The organism is Rubrivirga aquatilis, from assembly GCF_046845665.1.
Lineage (GTDB): Bacteria > Bacteroidota > Rhodothermia > Rhodothermales > Rubricoccaceae > Rubrivirga.
On record NZ_CP177355.1, the window covers coordinates 680,393 to 699,427 of the forward strand.

A 19,035-nucleotide genomic window follows, 5' to 3' on the forward strand; every position below is an offset into this window, starting at 1 on the left:
GGCGCCAGCCGGTCAGTCCGCCAGCGCCAGCTCGGCGGTGCGGAGTAGGCCGAACGGGTTGACGGGTGTGCCCCGGCCGTCGCCGCGCACGTCGAGCACTTGGAAGTGGAGGTGCGGGCCCTGCGCGTTGCCCGTCGAGCCGACCGTCCCGAGCGTCTCGCCGCGCCGGACGCGGGCGCCCACTTCGATCCCGTCCGCGTAGGCGTCGAGGTGAGCGTAGTAGAAGTCCGTGCTCCCGTCGGCCGAGCGGAGGTAGAGCGTGTTGCCGCCGAGCCCGTTCCAGTGCTTGCGGCGGATCGTTCCGTCGGTGACGGCCACCAGGGGCGTCCCGCGCGGGGCCGCGATGTCGATGGCGTTGTGCGTCCGCCCGCCCGAGCGCGGGGCATGGAACGAGTCGCGCAGGTCGTCGCCCCCGATGCCGACGACGGGGATCACCAGCCCAGAGGCCGTCGCCGGGCGGCGGTCGCTCGCCACGTCGACCGGCGTGTGCTCGCGGGCGCTCGGGGCCGGCAGGCGGACCGGCGGGCGCTCGGCGACGCGCTCCGGCGCCCGAGCAGGCCGGTCGGCGGAGCGGCGGCCGGCGGCCCACCCGTTGGGGCCGGCCCCGGAGGTGGCGCACGCCGACAGCGTGAGGGCGGAGACGAGGACGGCGAGGGTAGAGAGACGCATGGCAGACGCGGCGGAGACTCGCAGTATCGGCCGCCGCGAGCCGGGGTCAAGTCTCGGAGCCCAGGGAGTTCATGCTCGCTTGAAAACACGACACGCTGAACCGCATAAGAGATAGTGAGCGGCAAGACTGCCTCTATATATTCATCTCATCGACTCATCTAAACATGAATACGCTTCTCTCGACCACATCCATCCAGAATCCCCCCGTCGTCAACACGCAGGGCGAAACCCTCGGCGACGTCAAGGACCTGATGATCGACCTCGGCTCCAACCGTATCGAGTACGCCGTCCTCGACTTCGGGGGCTTCCTCGGCATCGGCGACAAGTACTTCGCCGTCCCGCTCCAGGCCTTCTCCGTCGACCGCACGAACGAGCGCTTCGTCCTCGACGTGACCAAGGAGCGTCTCGAGCAGGCGCCCGGATTCGACAAGACCGACTGGCCCAGCACGGCCGACGCCTCGTTTACCGAGGGCGTCTACGACTTCTACGGTCAGCGCGACCTGTACCTCCGGTCGCGTGTCAACGACCCCGTCGTCGCCAACTAAGCGGCGCACGCAGTAGCGTCCTATAGACGGACGCAAAGGGCCTCCCGGCTTCGGCACCGGGGGGCTTTTTTTGTGCGTGGGGGCTCCGGTGTGGGGAGGAAGTGGGCTGTCATGCTGCCGGGCGCTCGCGAGCCGCCACCCGTCTTCGTCACGGGTCTTCGTCAACGCCCCCGCTCCCCTCGAGAGAGGGACAGGATGAGTGTCTCGGGCGCCCGCTGGGGGCCTGTCCAGACGGGGCTCCAGATCTGCCGGGGGTGGGGATTCCCTACACGTCCCGTCAGGCCGGTGGCCTCTACTCCCCGGGTGCGCGCTCCTCGTCGCTCAGCCCAGCCCACCATTCAGCGTAGGGCGTGTTCTTGGGCGCGTAGCGGTTGACGTCCTCGTCGTCGTCCCACCACGTCGGGCCTCGCTCGCCGAGGGCCACCTTTGCGGCGTGGACGCGGGCGCGGGCATCTCGTTCGGCGGCCTCGTCCTTGGCTCGGGTCGCCGTACCTACGTCGCGGCGGGCATCCATGAGGTCGGCCACCAGGCGCTGGCGGTCGTCCTCGGGCAGGGCCGGGTTGGAGCATCGCCACAGGCGTCCGCGGTGGACGAAGTAGCGGCCATCCGGCGTGGACGGGAGGTGGTCGGGGCAGGACACGAGCGTGGGCGGGGGGACCGCGACCTACGCCCGGACGACGTTCAGGATGCCCGGGACCTCGAGGGCCGTCGGGAAGGCGTCGGCGTCCTCACCAGCCTCCAGCGCGTCGAGGTAGAACCGCGCGAACGCGAGCCGCTCGGCGGCCGAGGCGTCGGCCTCGGCGAAGAGGTCGTCGAAGCCGGCCATGACGGCGTCGCCGACGGCGCCGGTGACGTAGGCCGCGAGCAAGGCGGTAAAGGCGGAGGGCGGGGTGGTGACGGCGTGCGTCATGACAGCGGGGTGTGGGCTTGACGCCGCCTTCTTCAAGTCGCGTGCCAACCGGTCGATACCGCCCCGCGAGACCCCCCGGACGCCCCAGTCGGCTCTGCCAGCCGGTCAGGACGGAACGGGTGCGTTACCATCTGTCCACTTGGACGCCCCGCCCGTGCCCGATCTCACCGCCCTCCGCCGTCGCTTTCGACACCACGCCTGGGCGGGGAGGCAGCTCGTGGACGCGCTCGCAGCCACGCCCGCGCCCGACGCACTCCGGGCGCTTGCCCACGCGCTCGCGGCCGACCACATCTGGCACCAGCGCTTGGTCGGCGGCCCACCACCGACCACCGTCTGGCCCGACCTCGACCCTGCCGGGTGCCGCGCGCTCCTCGACCTCACCACGGCCGATTGGCAGGTCTTCCTCGCGTCGGCCGATCTCGACGCCGAGGTCACGTATCGCACCACGCAGGGCGAGCCGTTCACGAACCACGTCACCGACGTGCTCGACCATGTGCGGCTCCACGGCGCCCACCACCGTGGACAAGCCAACGCCGCCATCCGCGCCGCTGGCGGCACGCCGCCCACCCTCGACGTTATTCGCTGGGCCCGCCTCGGCGACCCCGACTGACGCATGCGCCTCTTCCCATTGATTCTCGTGGGCCTCGCCGTCGGCTGCGCCCCGTCGCGTCCGGCGACGGTCGAGCCCGACCCGGCGCCCGAGACGCCCGAGGTGGCGGGACCCGTTTTCGCCGGGCCCATGCGTGCCGACCCCGCCGTCGATGCCGAGACGCTGGTGGCCGCCATGCACGCCCGCCACGCGGCGACGTGGTACCAGACCCTGTCGTTCACCCAGCGCACCAGCCGCCGCCAGCCCGACGGCACGGTCTCCGTCGAGACGTGGCGCGAGTGGATGGCCCTGCCCGGCCGTCTGCGCATCGAGATGGGCGACCCACTCGCGGGGACCGACGTGCTGTTCGTCGGCGACACGACGTACGTCTACGCCAGCGGCGAGCTGGTGGGCGCGCGGCCCTCGCGCAACGCGCTCCTGCTGTGGGGCTTCGACGCGTACGTGCAGGACCCGGCGGAGACGCTCCGCGTCGCGGCGGCCGAGGGCGTCGACCTCGGCGCCTTCCGTACCGACACCTTCGACGGCCGCGCGATGCTCGTGCTCGGGACGCCCGCGTCTGGTGAGATCTGGATCGAGCGCGAGCGGCTGCTGTTCGTCCGGCTCGTGGAGCAGCAGGGCGAAGCCGTGCAAGACATCCGGTTCGAGAACTACCAGCGGCTCGGCGGCGGCTGGATCGCCCCCTTCGTCTCGGTCCGCGTCGACGGTGAGATTGTGTTCTGGGAGACGTACTCCGAGATGACCCCCGACCCGACGCTCGACCCGGTGCTGTTCGACCCGAGCCGCTGGGCTGAGGGCGTCGCCGCGAGCGCCGCGCGCTGAGCGGCACGCGGTCAGCGGTTGCCGTCGTCGTCGTTGGCGAGCCGGCCGCGAAGCCACCCGTCGATGCGCGTCCGGGCCTGGCGGCCGGCCTCCCGCGTGAGCGCCCGTTGGCCGTGGTCGCGGGCCAGGCCCAGCGCGACGGAGACGAGCTGCGACGACGGCGCCCGCTGCTGGACCTCGAACAGGCGCGTGGCCGCCAGCGTGAACTCTCCCTGGTCGTAGAGACTGAGCGCTTCCGAGAAGGAGAGCGCCGTCTCCACGTCGTCGATCCGGTTGGCCTGCTGGCGCTCCGCCAGCGCGACCCGCGCCTCGTCGGTCATCACCACGTCGATCCCATTGATGAGCGAGGCCGCCAGGTCTTTCTGGAGGTCGAACAGCCGGTCCTCGCGGCCCGACACGCTCGCCGCCTGCACCACCTCCGTGGTCTCCACCCGGACGATGCGCGTGTCGAGCCGGATCTCGGGCTCGACGGCCACGATCGACCCTAGGACGACGTGGTCCGCCCCGATGAACAGCCCGATCTGGAGCGCCGTCTCCTGGTCGAAGGAAGCGGTCTGTTGGAGGTCGAGCTCGTCGATGAGCGCCTGCAAGCGCTCGCGCTCCACCAGCCGGAGCGTCGGGACGGCGGCGAGGTCGCTCGTCATCATGCTGGCCAGGCCCCGGCCGAGCGGGTCGTAGCGCGGGTCGCCCGTGTGGTTCTCGAAGGCGAGGACGGCGAGGTTGGCGTCGAGCGAGTCGGGGAGGTCGGCCGCCGACGCCTGGGGGCCACCGACCAGCGACCGGGCCTGGTCGATGGACCCGCACCCCGCGGGGAGGACGGTCGCGAGGAGGGCGATGCAGAGCGATCGGAGACGCATGGGCCGGAGGGTGGGCCCCCGTACCTACGTCCCCCTGCGCCTCCCGGGGTCACCGACCGCCGGGCGTGGCCGCGGCGGCCGGCTCAGTCGGCGCGGACGGCGGTGATCCGAAAGCGGCGGGCGAAGGCAGAGCCGTCGCCGTCCCACTCCATCACGTCGTCGCGCAGCGTCACGATCCACCGACTGTCGTCGTCGGGGCCGAGGTCGGAGTCGAGCGCGAGCGTCCGCGTGCGGGGGGTGTAGGTCCAGCGTCCCGTGTTGAGGCCGTACGGCTGGCCGCCGCTCTCGAACGAGCCGTCCGGGCGGAGAACGATGTAGCGGTCTCCGGCCGGGTTGGCCTCGGCCGTGACATCGGCCCCCCGGTCGTAGACGGCCTCCATGTCCCAGCGGCCGACGAGCGGGCTCGCGGCGGAGCCGGTCGGTGAGGGGGCGGGAGCGGTCGGGGCGCACCCACCGGCGACGAGGAGCGCGAGGGCGGCGAGGGCGAAACGGGGCATTGGTCGAGAGGTCGGTCGTCGGGCAGACGCGCTAGCCACGGACGGGGTGCCCCAGGGCTCGGAGAACCCCGTGCGGCGGGATGGGCTGGCTTCGTATGTCCGAGATGATGTAGGTTGAGCCATGCGCGTCTTCGCCCTCGCACTTCTACTGGCCCCGGGGATCGGATCGGCCCAGCCGCCGCCGAACGAGGGGCTGCCGCTCATCGAGTACGGGCGCCAGCGGACGTACCACGCGATCGTCGCCGAGACGCGCCTCCTCCACTACGTCCCGACGGCTGCGACGGCGGTCGAGGAGGCGGAGCAGAATCCGACGCTCGGGATCGGCCGGCTCGTCGTCGACGAGACGATCTCCCGGACGGGGAGCTACTTCTACGACGTGTTCTATCGGCTCTGGCAGCCCGGGGCCGACGCCCAGTTCTTGAGCGTCGCCGTCTTCGAACAGCCGCTCCCTGGCCAGGGCACCCTCATCGGCGTCCGACTGGACGGCGAGTTGGTGTTTCAGGCCCGCCTCTCGCCTCGCGAGGAGGAAGCCGAGACTCTGGCCCAGCAGGCCGTCGCCGCCACGGCCCGCCGGCTCCCGCGAGGCTAATCCCCCACTTGCAATGCGCACGCTCTCTCTCTTCGCAGGGCTCGCCCTCATCGCCGTTGCCCCCCCGGCGGTCGCCCAGCAGCTCACGTACCAGCCGACGAACCCCGCGTTCGGCGGCTCGCCCCTCAACTACAACTGGATGCTGCAGTCGGCCCAGCTCCAGAACCAGTTCAAAGAGGAAGACAAAGACCGGTTTTTCCGGGACCCCCTCGTCGAATTCGAGCAGAGCCTCCAGCGCCAGATCTTGAACCAGCTCGGCCGCGAGCTGATCTCGGACCGCTTCGGCGACCTCGACCTGACACAGCCCGGCACCTTCAATCTCGGCGACTTCCTGATTGAGGTGGTCCCCGGTCTCGACGGCGTATCGATCCGCGTTTTCAACCTCCTCACCGGCGAAGAGACTGTCGTCACCGTTCCCAATGGGTTTTAACCGCACCGCCGCCCTCGCGCTCGCCGTCCTCGTGATGGCCGGGTGTTCTCCCCGCTTCCTGGCGCCCTACGCCACGGAGGCCCCCCGAGGCGCGTCTCCCCGCACGGCTACGGCGGACCTTCTGGAGTCGGTCCCCGCGCCGGTCGACCCGGTCGTCGTGGCGGTCTATCGATTCCGGGACCAAACCGGCCAGTACCGCGCGCTCGAGAACCTCTCCACCTTCTCGACCTCGGTGACCCAGGGGGGCACAAGCATCCTGATGCGGGCTCTCGAGGCGTCGGGCTTCTTCGTCCCCATCGAGCGCGAGGGGCTCTCGAACCTGCTCAACGAGCGCCAGATCATTACAGCGACGCGCCAGCAGTACACCGGCCCCGAGGGCGAGGGCCTCGGGCCGCTCCCGCCCCTCCTCTATGCGGGCGTGCTCCTGGAAGGGGGCATCATCGGCTACGACTCGAACGTGATCACGGGCGGCGCGGGGGCTCGCATCTTGGGCGTCGGCGCCAATGGCCAGTTCCGGCAGGACCAGGTGACGATCTACCTCCGGGCGGTCTCGGTCCAGACGGGCCGCGTGCTCAAGTCGGTCCACACGACCAAGACGATCGTGTCCCAGAAGCTCGACACCGGCGCGTTCCTCTTCGTCGACACCGACGTGCTCTTGGAGACCGAGGCGGGGTACTCGACGAATGAGCCGCCCGTGCTGGCGGTCACGGCGGCCATCGAGGAGGCCGTCGTCTCGCTCGTGGTCGACGGGGCCCGCGATGGGCTGTGGCAGTTCCGGGGGCCCGACGACTCCGACACCCGCGACTTTCTGGAGGCCTTCGACGAGCGGCGCGAGCGGGACTCTCGGCGCGACGTGTTCGACCGCTTGCCGGTCGACCGGTCCCGCGAAGGGATGGCGCTGTCGCTGTCGGGGGGGCTCGGGCAGATCGAGTCGGACTACGTCAGCCCCGGCCTCCAGCCCGTTGGGGCCGTCGGCCTCGACTACCCCGTCCGCGGCGGCGTGTCCGTCGGCGCCCGGGGCGAAGGAGGGTTCCTCGACGTGAACGGGGAGGGCGAGGCGTTCGGAGGCGTCGCTGCCATCCTGAGGGCGAGGCTCGTCCCGACGGCCCGGACGACGCCAACGGTCTCTGTCGGGCTCGGCGCCCTCATCGCGCCGGACGTCACAGACGACGTCTTCGTGTACGGAACGGCGACCGCGGGCATCGAGACGCGGCTCTCGGCGGGCGTCGGGCTGTTCGTCGAGGCGGGCGTCGACTACCCGTTCTCCGAAGGCCTCGACGGACTCGTCGGGTCGGGCGGCGTCAACGACAACGTCTGGGTTGGACGGAGCGGCCTCGTCTTCTACCTCCCGTTCTAGGTCGTCCCGTAAGCCGGTCTATCAGCGACCGAGAGCCGCTGGCGTTCCGGTCCTAGCGCCCCAGGTCGATGCCTGCGCATCCGACGAGGAGGGCCACGTGGAGGGGCGCACCAGAGGGCTCGCGCCGCCAGGATCCAGACGAACGGGACAGACCCTAGAGCAGCGATCCTGTCGAGGGGCTGCCCAGCGCCAGGTCTGCTGCGGCACGGGCCCCGTGGCAGGAATGACTCCCGTGAGAGATCCCGGGCTTCAGCCCTCGTGCCCAGAGCAACGAGGGTGCTCGCGCGAGGCACCGATCCGTTTCGCCGAGGGCTCCACCAGGGGCCGAAAGGAACGCGCGGTGGCGGAAGGAAAGCAGGGGATCGGCAGGACTCTGGCCGTCGTGCTCGCGCTCGGAACCGAGCCACTCAAAGACGGGGCGGCGGGGCAGATCTGGATCTCGAGAGGCGCGAACGCATGGGGCCCCATGATTGCGTAGTCTCAGCTTGAAAACGTTTGGGCGCTGGCGCAAATAACGATCTGTTCTGGCGGTGTCCGGGGCTGTTGCGCTGCACATCGCCCCGCTCTGTCTTGACCCAAGCGGGATATTTTTAGCCGTTTGGGCCCTGGTCTCGGATGTCTGGGGTCAGGGCCTACTCGGGCAATCGTCCGCTCGTCGACAGGAAGGGCGCTCGTTAGGGCAGAAAAAAATTACCGGAGGTAGGAGGGCGTGGTCGGTAACGGGCTGCTCCATGATTCGCTGAGCCGGAGTTGCTCGCAGCTGAGGCGCCCACTCGCCCTGACCCGTGCGCTGCACCTGGCGCGGCCTCACGACATGGCCCCTGTCGGCTTGCTCCTGTACGGGAGGTTATTCGTCTATCTCGTTAGGAGGCAGCGCGTTGCAGGGCCTGGTCTTTAGGGTCTCATTTTGAGACATGTGTGCAGCCGTGAGACGCGCCGTGTGGGGCGCCCCAACGGGGGCGGTCCACGGACGCTCGGGGGGAAAGGCCCGAGGCTGAAAAAATGCAGTCTCGGCACATCCGAGAGGGCAAATAGGAGTCGGGCATCCGCGGTTAGGGGTGGCCGAGGTAGTTGACATGTTCCATATCCGAGGACTATTGTGGTCACAGTCGGGATCGGCAAGGCGTTGCCAAGCAGATCCCGGACAGCCTGGCTCGCCGGGCGCTCCTCAGTGCGGCCAAACCGCTCCACCACCTGAGGGCTGACCTTCTCCGCACCGCTGGTGCGATCCCCTTCCCCAGGGCCTCAGCCTTCTATGTTGAACACGACGACCCCCAGGGCAGACGCCGTTCTGTCCCCTGAGGTGCCGCGCAGCCGGCGCTTCCGTCCTAAGACGACATTCTTAGGGCCTTTGATTTCCGACACTCCTTACTCCTAGCCTAGCCGAACTCCGGCCAGCTAGGACACACGACTTTGCTCGCCACTGAGGAGACGTGTGGGCTGCGGACGGAGCGGCGCTATTGATGCGTCTACCTCTCTCTTTTTTTATCGCTGCCGTGGCGGTCCCTGTGTCCGCCCAGTCCAGCGCCTACGTCGAGCAGGTCGGGGTCGAGAACCTCGCCGAGCTGACGCAGAGCGTTCCCTCCGGCGGCCTCAACGACGCCTGGATCGTCCAGACCGGACAGGGCGGCCACGTCGCTCGGCTCGAACAGCGGGGGGGCAGCACGGCCACCGTCACCCAAGACGGGTTCGGGCACCGGCTGGCGGGCTTCACGCTCGGCGAGGCCGACCCCAACGCGTTCGCGCTCTCGTTCGATGGCAGTGAGCTCGTGCTCCGCCAGGTCGCGGGCGTGAACAGCCAGGCCTTCGTCGAGCAGCGCGACGGGGCGTTCGCCGAGATCCTCCAGTCCGGCTCGGACAACCTCGCCTACCTCCGTCAAGGCGGCGGGGCGGGCAACCAGGCCTACATCGACCAAGCGGGCGGCAGCCTCGCGCGCATCACGCAGGACGGCACCGGCAACTTCGCCCGCGTCACGCAGACGGGCACAGGCAACACCGCGCATATCTATCAGTGATTTTGAGCCGGCGGTCGGTAAGACGGCCGTCGGCTTTTCCCATCAGGCCGACCCGCGGGTCTGGGGGCGACTAGTCAGCGGGACCCCGTGGCATTCCGCCGCGCTCACACACCGCCCTGATGGGCTTTCCTCACTCTCCCCACGCACTCATGCGCCAACTTCTCATCCTCGCGCTCGCGCTCGGTCTGTCGACCGCCGTGGCCGCGCAGAACAACTCCACCATTAATCAGGCGGGCACGGCCAACACGGCCGTTGCCAACCAGAATGGCGGCGACGACAACAACTCGACCATCGATCAGGACGGGACGGCCAACGACGGCGACGTCCGCCAGTCGGGCGACGACAACCGCTCTACCATCACCCAGACGGGGGGCGCGGTCGGAGTCCTGATTGACGCGGCCTTCAATGAGGCCGGCGTCCGCCAGACGGGCGACGACAACGTGGCCAACATCCAGCAGCTCGGAGCCGACGGCCTCGCGAGTGGGTCCTTCCTCAACGAGGCCAACGTGAACCAGGGCGGTGACGACAACCGGGCGACCATTCAGCAGAACGGCTCGGTGGGCATCTTGACCGGCACGCTGCTCAACACCGCGGATGTCCGCCAAGGTGGCGATGACAACACAGCGAGGGTCCGCCAGAACTCGACGTCCGCGTTCAACGACGCCGACATCAACCAGTCCGGCGACGACAACTCCGCCGTGATCGACCAGAACGACAACACCGGCAACAACACAGCCGAGATCCGTCAGTCTGGCGACGACAACCGCGCCAACATCAACCAGGACGGCACGGACGACATCCTCAACCCCGCCGACGGCAACGACGCCGAGATCGTTCAGAGCGGGGACGACAACGTCGCCGACATCGATCAGAATGGTGACGCCGACACCGCTGAGGCGACCGTGAACCAGTCCGGCGACGACAACGTGGCTCGGATCTCGCAGACCGGTGACGACCGCCTCGAGGCGACCGTCCGCCAGTCCGGCGACGACAACCGCGCGACGGTCACGCAGTCCGGCGACGACGACCTTGAGGCGACGGTGACGCAGTCGGGCGACGACAACGTGGCCAACGTCACCCAGGACGCGGCGGCGGCGTTCGGCGACGACATCACGGCTACGGTGGCGCAGTCCGGCGACGACAACCGGGCCACGATCACGCAGACCGGCGATAACCGCGTCGATGCGACCATCCGCCAGTCCGGCGACGACAACCGGGCCACGATCACTCAGAACGCCGACGACGACCTCGAGGCGACGATCACGCAGTCGGGCGACGACAACGTGGCCAGCATCACCCAGGACGAAAACGACGACCTCACGGCGACGGTGACCCAGTCGGGCGACGACAACCGCGCGACCGTGTCGCAGGGTGATGGCTTCAGTTCGAGCGACAACCTCACGGCGACCGTCCGCCAGTCCGGCGACGACAACGTCGCCACGATCACGCAGACCGGTGATGACGTCGTTGACGCGACGATCACGCAGTCGGGCGACGACAACCGCGCCACGATCACCCAGGAAGACGACGACCGCCTCGAGGCGACGGTGACGCAGTCGGGCGACGACAACGTGGCCAACGTGACTCAGGACGGCGACGACGACCTCACGGCGACGGTGACCCAGTCGGGCGACGACAACCGCGCGACCGTGTCGCAGGGTGATGGCACCCAAGGCGTCGACGACGCTGAGGCCACGGTGAATCAGTCTGGCGATGACAACGTCGCTCGCATCTCGCAGACCTTCAACGTCGATGACGTCACGGCCGAGATCCGCCAGTCCGGCGACGACAACCGCGGCACGATCACGCAGGACGGCAACGACAGCGGCGACGCGACGATCAACCAGTCGGGCGACGACAACGTGGCCACGATCGATCAGGTGTACGGTGGGCAGGAGTCCGACGACTTCTCGGCGACCGTCCGCCAGTCGGGCGACGACAACCGCGCGACCGTCCGCCAGACGAACACGGCCGACGACCTGGCGGTCGACGACCCGAACGTGCTCGCGAACGTGCTCCAGAGCGGTGACGACAACATCGGCCGCGTCTTCCAGGACGGCATCTCGATGGAGGCCGACCTCCGTCAGATCGGCGACGACAACCGCGCCCTCATCGACCAGCTCGGCGACGGCCACGACGCGTCGGTGACGCAGAACACGAACGGCAACGTCTCGAACAACACGCAGGTCGGGTCGAACAACTCGATCATCGTCGTCCAGTAGAGGACCGACCGCGCGTTTCCGCGCACGTTCGGGCGCCGCGGCGCCTCCGGCTGGCGGCCGGTAACACGGCCGCCAGCTGTTCCTCCGACGGGGAGCCGCCGCACGACGCCCTCAGACAGAGTCCTCCGGACTCGTTCTCAACTACGACAACTCATTTCCCCAGACACCATGCAACGCTTTCTCCTTGCGTTCGCCCTCTCGCTAGGCCTTGTGGCCTCCGCCAGCGCGCAGAACAGCAACTCGTCCATCGCCCAGACAGGTGATGAGAACGACGCCATCGTCACTCAGAACGACGCCTCGACCGCCATCATCTCGCAGGACGAGATCGGTTTGACGCCCGCCGACCCGGGCAACATCGTCCGCCTTATCCAGGACGACTCCGAGGCCCGCGTCACGCAGTCGGGCAACAGCAACGCCGCCCAGCTCGACCAGGAGGACGGCGCCTCCGCTCGGATCACACAGACAGGCGCCTACAACTGGGTCGTCGACGACATCGACGGCATCGGGACGATCCGCCCCGGCCCGGGCAACTTCTTCGACCAGCGCGACGGTAGCTCGCTCGTCGCGGACCAGAACGGCATCAGCAACACGGTCGACGGCTCCCAGAGGGGCCGCGACCAGGTGGCCAACGTCTTCCAGGATGGCCACTTCAACACGGCGACGCTCGACCAGCGCTCGCGGACCCGGAGCACGGCGCGGATCGACCAGATCGGTAGCAGCGTGCCGCCGGTCGACCCGAGCGGCGTCGCGATCGCGGACCGCCAGCGGGCCGAAGTCAAGCAGGACGGCCGCGGTGGCCACCTGGCGACCATCTCCCAGACGTCCGGCCCGAGCACGCTGAGCCCGCCCGACCAGGGCAGCAACCTCGCCGTCATCGACCAGGATGGGCGCGACCAGACCGCACGGATCAGCCAGGTCGGGTCCGACCACATGGCGACGGTCCGGCAGTCGGACCGCGACAACCGCGCGACGGTGACGCAGACCGAGGCCGACCAGGAGGCGCTCGTGCGCCAGACCGGCCGAGACAACCTTGTGACCATCACGCAAGGCAACACGGTTCCCCTCACGCAGGTGGACGACCCGAACAACCTCGTCGACGTGCTCCAGTCTGGTGACGACAACATCGGCCGGATCACCCAGGACGGCATCTCGCTGGAGGCCGACCTCCGGCAGAGCGGCGACGACAACCGCTCGCGGATCACCCAGACCGGCGACAACCACGAGGCGATGGTGACGCAGAGCTCGGACGGCAACGTCTCGACGGTCACCCAGATCGGGTCCGGTCACTCGGCCACCGTCATCCAGTAGGGACTGGCCACGCGCGGCTAACACCGCGCACGTTTGGGCGCCGCAGCGCCTCCGGCTGGCGGTCGGTAACACGGCCGCCAGCTCTTCTCCGATGACGGCCCGTGAGCCGAAGGGGCGACCGCCCCGACCAGAGAGCTTTCTCACCCACCCCGTACGCATGCGCATCCTTCTCGTCCTCGCTCTCGCTCTCGGTCTCTCGACCGCCGCGACCGCCCAGGACAACACCTCCACCGTCGACCAGAGCGGCACGAACCAAGAGGCCACGGTCAACCAGGCCGGCGGCGACGACAACACGTCGACGGTGACCCAGTCGGGCGACGAGCAGGACGCGACCGTCCGCCAGTCCGGGGACGACAACGTGGCCCGGATCGAGCAGCTCAGCCCGTCATTCGACAACGACGCGACCATCCGCCAGTCGGGCGACGACAACCGCGCGACGGTGTCCCAGACCGGTGGTGCTAATGACAACGATGTCGATGTCCGCCAGTCCGGCGACGGCAACCGCGCCGACGTGACCCAGGCACCGCTCACCACTTGGACGCCGAATAGCAACATCGTCAACGTCGTCCAGTCCGGCGACGACAACCGAGCCACCGTGAGCCAGACCGACGACGCCGACGGCAACGACGTCGATGTCCGCCAGTCCGGCGACGACAACGTGGCCTCCGTGACGCAGTCGGCCACCAGCTGGTACGTCACGACGGAGACCGACATCACCCAGTCGGGCGACGACAACCGGGCGACCGTGACTCAGACCGAGCACGTCCTTGGGTCGACGGTGCGGGTCGCCCAGTCGGGCGACGACAACCGCGCGACGGTGTCCCAGACCGGTGGTGCTAACGACAACGATGTCGATGTCCGCCAGTCGGGCGACGACAACCGCGCGACGGTGTCCCAGACCGGCAACAGCGACAGCAACGACGCCGACATCCGCCAGTCGGGCGACGACAACCGGGCCGACGTGACACAGGCTAGCAATGTGTTCGGTCCCAACGGGAATGACGTGGACGTGATCCAGTCCGGGGATGACAACCGAGCCACCGTGAGCCAGACCGACGATGCTGACGGCAACGACGTCGATATCCGCCAGTCGGGCGACGACAACGTCGCCTCCGTGACGCAGTCAGCGATCAGCTGGTTTGTCACGACGGAGACCGACATCACCCAGTCGGGCGACGACAACCGGGCGACCGTGACTCAGACCGAGCACGTCCTGGTGTCGACGGTGCGGGTCGCCCAGTCGGGCGACGACAACCGCGCGACCGTGACCCAGGGCAGCGCGGCCACCTCCGACGCGGGGACCATCATCCGGCAGTCGGGCGACGACAACGTGGCCAACGTCCTGCAGGACGGCACCATGCTCCGGGCCAGCCTGATCCAGGGGGGCGATGACAACCGGTCTCGCCTCACGCAGTCGGGCACGGACCTGACGGCGACCGTGACGCAGAACACGAACAACAACGTCTCGAACAACACGCAGGTCGGGTCGAACAACTCGATCACCGTCGTCCAGTAAATCGACAAGTCGCGCGTAACTGCGCACAGCTAGGCGCCTCGGCGCCTCCGGCTGGCGGCCGGTAACACGGCCGCCAGCTCTTGACTCTCTCACCGAACCAATCGCCCAGGCGTACCGTTTCAACCGGTGCCTTCTGCGATAGCCCCCCAGACCCATGCGTCTCCTCGCCCTCGCCGTGCTTCTTGCCGCGCCTCTGGCCTCGGCTCAGCAGAGCGACACCTTCATCCAGCAGGCCGAGCAGGCCCTGGGCACGTCGGCCGGCTCGCTCGCCGGGACGAGCGACTCCGGCGTCGCCCTCAGCGAGGCCGTCCTCGACGCGGGCGGCCGGTCGAACGTGGCGGTCATCTCGCAAGACGGCTCCGACAACCGCGTGGACCTCACGCAACGGGGGCTCGGCAACCAGTTCAGCCTGTTCGTCGTCGGGCAAGGCAACGAGCTGACGCTGACGCAGGAGGGCGACGGCAATGCGTTCCTGGCCGACATCTTGGGGAGCGGAAACACCCTCGACGAACGGTCGATCCAGGAGGGGGACGACAACTACTACGAGCTTTTCCTGGACGGCGTCAACGGCCGCTCCCACCTGCTCCGCCAACTCGACGGCGGGAACAGTGCGATCCAGACGGTCGGGGTGGGCATGCAGCCCGCGGACGTCGAGCAGAGGGGCGGGGCTACGGTCGTCATCGAGCGGCGGTGATGAGCGCCGGGGTCCTCATCACGGCCGTGCTCGGAGGGCTCGCGTTGGGCGCCGGCCTCGCCGCCACCGGCCCGACCGCTCGGATCGACGTCACGCGTGGGCCGGCGTACCAAGCGGCCGTCGTGGTCGACGGGGAGCCCGGGATGTCCGGGACCTACACGTTCGCCATGACGAAAGTGGGCCGCAGCGGCCGCTCCGAGTCCCAGCAGGGCGGGCCCTTCGAGATGACGTCGGCCACCGACACCTTGTCCGTCTCACGCGTCGGCATGTCCCCGGGCGACACCGTCGAGATGTCGCTGACGGTGGAGTGGGCGGACGGATCGACCACCACCGACGGCTTCTCAGAGACGGTCGAGTAGCCCCGGCGTACCTTCCTGCTCCGTTCCCTTACCGACGCGTCCATGCGGTCGATCGCCCTCGTCCTCCTCGCCCTCGTTTCCCTGGCTGGCTGCAAAGACGGCCTCGTCGAGCCCGAGCGGTTTGGCAGCATCGAAGGGAGCGTGTTCAACTTCGAGACCGGCGAGGCCATCCCCCGCGCGTCGGTCACCACGAGCCCAGCCACCGACGCCATCACGGTCGGCGACGACGGCCAGTTCGTCTTCCAGGACGTGCTCACGGGGGCCTACACGCTGACGGCCTCCAAAAACGGGTTCAACCCGAACACGGTCACCGTTCAAGTCCGGGATGGCCGAACGGCTCAGGCCGCGCTCTTCCTCCGCCCGGAGACGGACGAAGAAAACCCCACAGGCGTCGAGTTCGCAGCGGAGGTGCTCGGGTTCGTCAACGAGCCGTTTTCGAGAGACAGCTCCTTCGTCACGGTCGAGTACCGGGCGATCAACAACGGCGACGTCCCCATCGCCGAGTACGAGATCTACTTCCGCATCGACACGGACCGCGGCCCCTTCTACCAGGAGGTCACGGGGACGGAGCTCTTGGCAGGCGAGCGCGACCTGGCGACGTTCCGCAAGCGGTTGCTCGGGGCGTCGGCGTCGGTCGTCGTGATCGAAGACACTGTCGCAGAGTAGCGGCGGACCGGCGAGCCGGGTCTCACTAGTACACCGGGCGCTTCGGGCTTGCAGCACGGCCGAGGCCGATTCCTCGACGGAGGCGTCCGTTTAAGACACGGACGTTGAGGAGCTGCCCGGCGTGGGCGTGCGCCGGGCCGCGGCGCACGGCGGCCGTCAGGACGTGGCTTCGACCGGAGCACTGTCACGCCGATCCGCCAGATCACCGAGCCCGGCGCCGTCACGGTCGTCGGCGTCGTGACGGCGGCCGGGCTGGTCCCGGGGAGGGGCGGGCGCAACCGCTTCGAGCTCCGCGTGACCGACGACTCGGGCGGGACGCTGATGTGTGTCTGGTTTCGCGGCGCGAACTGGATCCACCGGCTCTCCCGCAAGAGCGACACGTTCGCCTTCCACGGCAAGGTTGAGGTGAACGGGAGCCCATTTTCGATGGCGCACACCGGGTCCGAGATGCTGGAGGGCGCGTGATCCCGGATGGTGTGCTAAACAATGTGCCCCGGCACCCGATCACAGTCTCTCGCTCCCTCAATGGTCCAACGTGTCAGTGGTTGCCCTCCCCCTTCGCCCTGCTCCGTCCCGTGATGTCGAGGCGGTCGGGACGCCGCGGCGCCTCGCCGCGCTGCGCCGGGTCGGGCTGATGACGCCCACGCGAGACGCGACGTGCGACCGGACCTGTCAGCTGGCGACCCGGCTGCTCGGGGCGCCGACGTCTCTCGTCACCCTCGTCGAGCCGGGGCGGCAGGTGTACAAGGGGGCGGCAGGCGTGCCCGAGACGTTCGACGCCGCGCGCGAGACGTGGCTCGACGACTCGCCGTGCCAGCACGTTGCTGCGACGGGCCGCCCTCTCGTGGTCGACAGCGGCCGGCCGAGCGACCGGGCGCACCCGGGCCAGGCGTACCTCGGCGTCCCGCTCCGGAGCGCGGGGGGCGAAGTGCTGGGCGCCCTGTGCGCCATCGACGCCCTGCCTCGAACCTGGACCGACGACGACCTCGCCACCCTCGTCGAGTTGGCCGAGGTGCTCGCCGACTCCATGGCCTACCGCGAGGCCCAGACCCGGCTTGCGGACGAGTCGCGAGCTCGCGCCGACGCCCAGGCCCTCACGGCCGCCGCCATCAGCGCGCTCGACGACCTGGTCGTGGTGGTCGACCTCGACGGCCGTCTGCAGCAGTGGAACGACGCGCTCACGGCCGTAGCCGGCGAGCCCGCCGGGGGCCTGGCGGGGCTCACCCTCGACGCCCTCTTCGTCCCAGGCGACGCCGGCCGCGTCCGGGCCGCCGTCCGGGACGCGCGGGCGGGCGGGCCGGCGTCGCTGACCGCCGCGATCCAGGCGCCGGGAGGCCCGGTCCCCCACGAGCTGGTGTGCGCGTGCGTCCACGACAGCGCTGGCGCCACCGTGGGCGTGTGCGTGACGGGACGCGATCTCACGGCCCGGCTCGCGAGCGAGGCCGCGCTCCGCCAGAGCGAGGCCCGGCACCGCGGCCTGATCGAGGCCTTGCCCGACCTGTTCCTTCGGCTCTCGCGCGACGGCCGCTACCTCGACGTCAAGGCGTCGGACCCGACGCTCCTGGTGCACGAGCCGCGCCAGTTGGTCGGGTGGACTGTGGAGGCCTCGCTGCCCCCGGCCCCGGCGTCCACGCTGCTGGCCGCCGTCGGCCGAGCCCTCGACGCCGACGCCCTCCAGTGCATCGAGTACGAGCTGAGGCGGGGCGACGGCCAACTCCGACACTACGAGGCCCGGATCGTGCCCGTCGGCGAGGACGAGGTCCAGGCCGTCGTCCGCGACGTGACCGACCGGGTGGAGGCGAGGCAGGCCATCCACGAGAGCGAGCTCCGGTTCCGGTCGTTCGTCGAGGCCACGACGCAGGTGGTGTGGATGGCCGACGCCGCCGGCAACGTCTCCGAGCTCAGCGCCGCGTGGGCGGACTTCACCGGCCAGACGGCCCAAGAGATCGCCGGCTGGGGCTGGGTCGACGCCGTCCACCCGGACGACCTGCCCGGCGTCATCGAGGCGTGGCAGGCGTCGATCGCAGCCCGGAGCACGCACGAGATCGAGTACCGCGTGCGGAGCGCGAGCGGGCCCTACCACCGGTTCGCCATCCGGGCCATTCCCATCTCGGACCACGACTCCTTCCTGGGCTGGGTGGGCACGTGCACCGATGTCGAGGACGCCCGCCAGGCCGCCGAGGCGGCCGAGGCCCACGAGGCCGCCCTGGTGGCAGCCATGGCCGTCGCGGAGCGCGGACGCGCCGAGGCCGAGGAGGCCGCCCGGATGAAGAGCGCCATGCTCGCGAACCTGAGCCACGAGATCCGGACCCCGCTCACCAGCATCATCGGGTTCGCCGACATGCTGGCGGAAGGCGCCGCGCTCCGCGAACCCGACGGGGACGAGGGCACGTTCGCCACGCTGATCGGCCGGGGCGGGCGGCGCCTGCTCCACACGCTGACCTCGGTCCTCGACCTCGCCCAGATGGAGGCCGGCCGCCACGAAGTCGTGCTCCGGCCCCTCGATGTGTGCACCGTCGTCACCGACACGGCGGCGCTGCTCCGGACCCAGGCCGAGGACAAGGGGCTCGCGTTCCGGGTCGACCTGCCCGACCGCCCGGTCGTGATGCCGAGCGACGAGGGCGCGCTGGGCCGCGTCCTGACGAATCTGATCGGCAACGCCGTCAAGTTTACCGAGACCGGCTCGGTCGCCATTGCGCTTCGGAGCGACGACGACGGCGTCGAGATCTCTGTGGCCGACACGGGGAGAGGCATCTCGGCGACGTTCCTCCCGCTCTTGTTCGACGAGTTTCGGCAGGAGTCCGAGGGGCACGGGCGGCGCTACGAGGGGAACGGGCTGGGGCTGGCGATCACCAAGCGACTCGTCGAGATGCTGGGCGGGACCATCGCGGTGACGAGCGAGATCGGCGCGGGGAGCGCGTTTGCCGTCCGGCTGCCCGCCGTGTGACGCGCCGGCCGTCACCGGGCGCTTT

20 protein-coding genes are annotated in these 19,035 nt (G+C 69.5%); 15 read left to right on the forward strand and 5 right to left on the reverse strand.

Going from position 1 to position 19,035, the window contains the following annotated elements:
• Positions 1-12: 12 nt before the first annotated feature.
• Positions 13-669, reverse strand: coding sequence for a M23 family metallopeptidase (locus tag ACLII4_RS02865; protein WP_412069391.1), 657 nt, complete (start codon positions 667-669; stop codon positions 13-15).
• A 164-nt stretch (positions 670-833) separates the two neighbouring features.
• On the opposite strand from ACLII4_RS02865, the gene ACLII4_RS02870 reads away from it, so the two are divergent.
• A complete protein-coding gene (locus tag ACLII4_RS02870; protein ID WP_412069392.1) occupies positions 834-1,214 on the forward strand; it encodes a PRC-barrel domain-containing protein in 381 nt (126 codons plus the stop codon).
• A gap of 292 nt (positions 1,215-1,506) precedes the next feature.
• Here ACLII4_RS02870 and ACLII4_RS02875 read toward each other — a convergent pair whose 3' ends face one another.
• Together ACLII4_RS02875 and ACLII4_RS02880 are read right to left on the reverse strand one after the other, a co-directional pair.
• Positions 1,507-1,854: a hypothetical protein gene (locus ACLII4_RS02875; protein WP_412069393.1), complete on the reverse strand. Its 348-nt coding sequence runs from the start codon at positions 1,852-1,854 to the stop codon at positions 1,507-1,509.
• Between the two features lie 24 nt (positions 1,855-1,878).
• Positions 1,879-2,124, reverse strand: coding sequence for a hypothetical protein (locus tag ACLII4_RS02880; RefSeq protein ID WP_412069394.1), 246 nt, complete (start codon positions 2,122-2,124; stop codon positions 1,879-1,881).
• A 154-nt stretch (positions 2,125-2,278) separates the two neighbouring features.
• Here ACLII4_RS02880 and ACLII4_RS02885 point away from each other — a divergent pair, with 154 nt between their 5' ends.
• Positions 2,279-2,734, forward strand: coding sequence for a DinB family protein (locus ACLII4_RS02885; protein WP_412069395.1), 456 nt, complete (start codon positions 2,279-2,281; stop codon positions 2,732-2,734).
• A 3-nt stretch (positions 2,735-2,737) separates the two neighbouring features.
• Entirely contained in the window at positions 2,738-3,553 is an 816-nt protein-coding gene (locus ACLII4_RS02890; RefSeq protein ID WP_412069396.1) for a hypothetical protein, read from the forward strand.
• Between the two features lie 11 nt (positions 3,554-3,564).
• On the opposite strand, the gene ACLII4_RS02895 is transcribed toward ACLII4_RS02890, so the two are convergent.
• Together ACLII4_RS02895 and ACLII4_RS02900 are read right to left on the reverse strand one after the other, a co-directional pair.
• Positions 3,565-4,410: a CsgG/HfaB family protein gene (locus ACLII4_RS02895; protein WP_412069397.1), complete on the reverse strand. Its 846-nt coding sequence runs from the start codon at positions 4,408-4,410 to the stop codon at positions 3,565-3,567.
• 83 nt (positions 4,411-4,493) lie between these two features.
• Entirely contained in the window at positions 4,494-4,907 is a 414-nt protein-coding gene (locus ACLII4_RS02900; RefSeq protein WP_412069398.1) for a hypothetical protein, read from the reverse strand.
• Positions 4,908-5,028: 121 nt separating this feature from the next.
• Here ACLII4_RS02900 and ACLII4_RS02905 point away from each other — a divergent pair, with 121 nt between their 5' ends.
• From ACLII4_RS02905 to ACLII4_RS02960, 12 genes are all read left to right on the forward strand, one after another.
• The gene (locus ACLII4_RS02905; protein ID WP_412069399.1) at positions 5,029-5,496 is read left to right on the forward strand and encodes a CsgE family curli-type amyloid fiber assembly protein; all 468 of its coding nucleotides are present in this window, start codon (positions 5,029-5,031) and stop codon (positions 5,494-5,496) included.
• A gap of 13 nt (positions 5,497-5,509) precedes the next feature.
• Positions 5,510-5,926 carry a curli production assembly/transport component CsgF gene (locus tag ACLII4_RS02910; RefSeq protein WP_412069400.1) on the forward strand — a complete coding sequence of 139 codons (417 nt, stop codon included), beginning with the start codon at positions 5,510-5,512 and terminating at the stop codon, positions 5,924-5,926.
• Positions 5,916-7,283, forward strand: a complete 1,368-nt coding sequence (locus tag ACLII4_RS02915) for a CsgG/HfaB family protein (RefSeq protein ID WP_412069401.1) — start codon at positions 5,916-5,918, stop codon at positions 7,281-7,283. The genes ACLII4_RS02910 and ACLII4_RS02915 overlap by 11 nt, the downstream gene beginning before the upstream one ends.
• A 1,508-nt stretch (positions 7,284-8,791) precedes the next feature.
• Positions 8,792-9,298, forward strand: coding sequence for a hypothetical protein (locus tag ACLII4_RS02920; protein WP_412069402.1), 507 nt, complete (start codon positions 8,792-8,794; stop codon positions 9,296-9,298).
• 149 nt (positions 9,299-9,447) lie between these two features.
• Positions 9,448-11,520: a beta strand repeat-containing protein gene (locus tag ACLII4_RS02925; protein ID WP_412069403.1), complete on the forward strand. Its 2,073-nt coding sequence runs from the start codon at positions 9,448-9,450 to the stop codon at positions 11,518-11,520.
• 168 nt (positions 11,521-11,688) lie between these two features.
• Positions 11,689-12,828 carry a hypothetical protein gene (locus tag ACLII4_RS02930; protein ID WP_412069404.1) on the forward strand — a complete coding sequence of 380 codons (1,140 nt, stop codon included), beginning with the start codon at positions 11,689-11,691 and terminating at the stop codon, positions 12,826-12,828.
• Between the two features lie 157 nt (positions 12,829-12,985).
• Positions 12,986-14,344, forward strand: a complete 1,359-nt coding sequence (locus ACLII4_RS02935; protein WP_412069405.1) for a hypothetical protein — start codon at positions 12,986-12,988, stop codon at positions 14,342-14,344.
• A gap of 154 nt (positions 14,345-14,498) precedes the next feature.
• Entirely contained in the window at positions 14,499-15,038 is a 540-nt protein-coding gene (locus ACLII4_RS02940; RefSeq protein WP_412069406.1) for a hypothetical protein, read from the forward strand.
• The gene (csgH, locus tag ACLII4_RS02945; protein ID WP_412069407.1) at positions 15,038-15,397 is read left to right on the forward strand and encodes a curli-like amyloid fiber formation chaperone CsgH; all 360 of its coding nucleotides are present in this window, start codon (positions 15,038-15,040) and stop codon (positions 15,395-15,397) included. The genes ACLII4_RS02940 and csgH overlap by 1 nt, the downstream gene beginning before the upstream one ends.
• A 42-nt stretch (positions 15,398-15,439) precedes the next feature.
• On the forward strand, positions 15,440-16,063 hold the full coding sequence (locus ACLII4_RS02950; RefSeq protein WP_412069408.1) for a carboxypeptidase-like regulatory domain-containing protein: 624 nt from the start codon (positions 15,440-15,442) through the stop codon (positions 16,061-16,063).
• Between the two features lie 294 nt (positions 16,064-16,357).
• Entirely contained in the window at positions 16,358-16,528 is a 171-nt protein-coding gene (locus ACLII4_RS02955; RefSeq protein WP_412069409.1) for a hypothetical protein, read from the forward strand.
• A gap of 169 nt (positions 16,529-16,697) precedes the next feature.
• Positions 16,698-19,010, forward strand: a complete 2,313-nt coding sequence (locus tag ACLII4_RS02960; protein WP_412069410.1) for a PAS domain-containing protein — start codon at positions 16,698-16,700, stop codon at positions 19,008-19,010.
• Positions 19,011-19,035 lie beyond the last annotated feature (25 nt).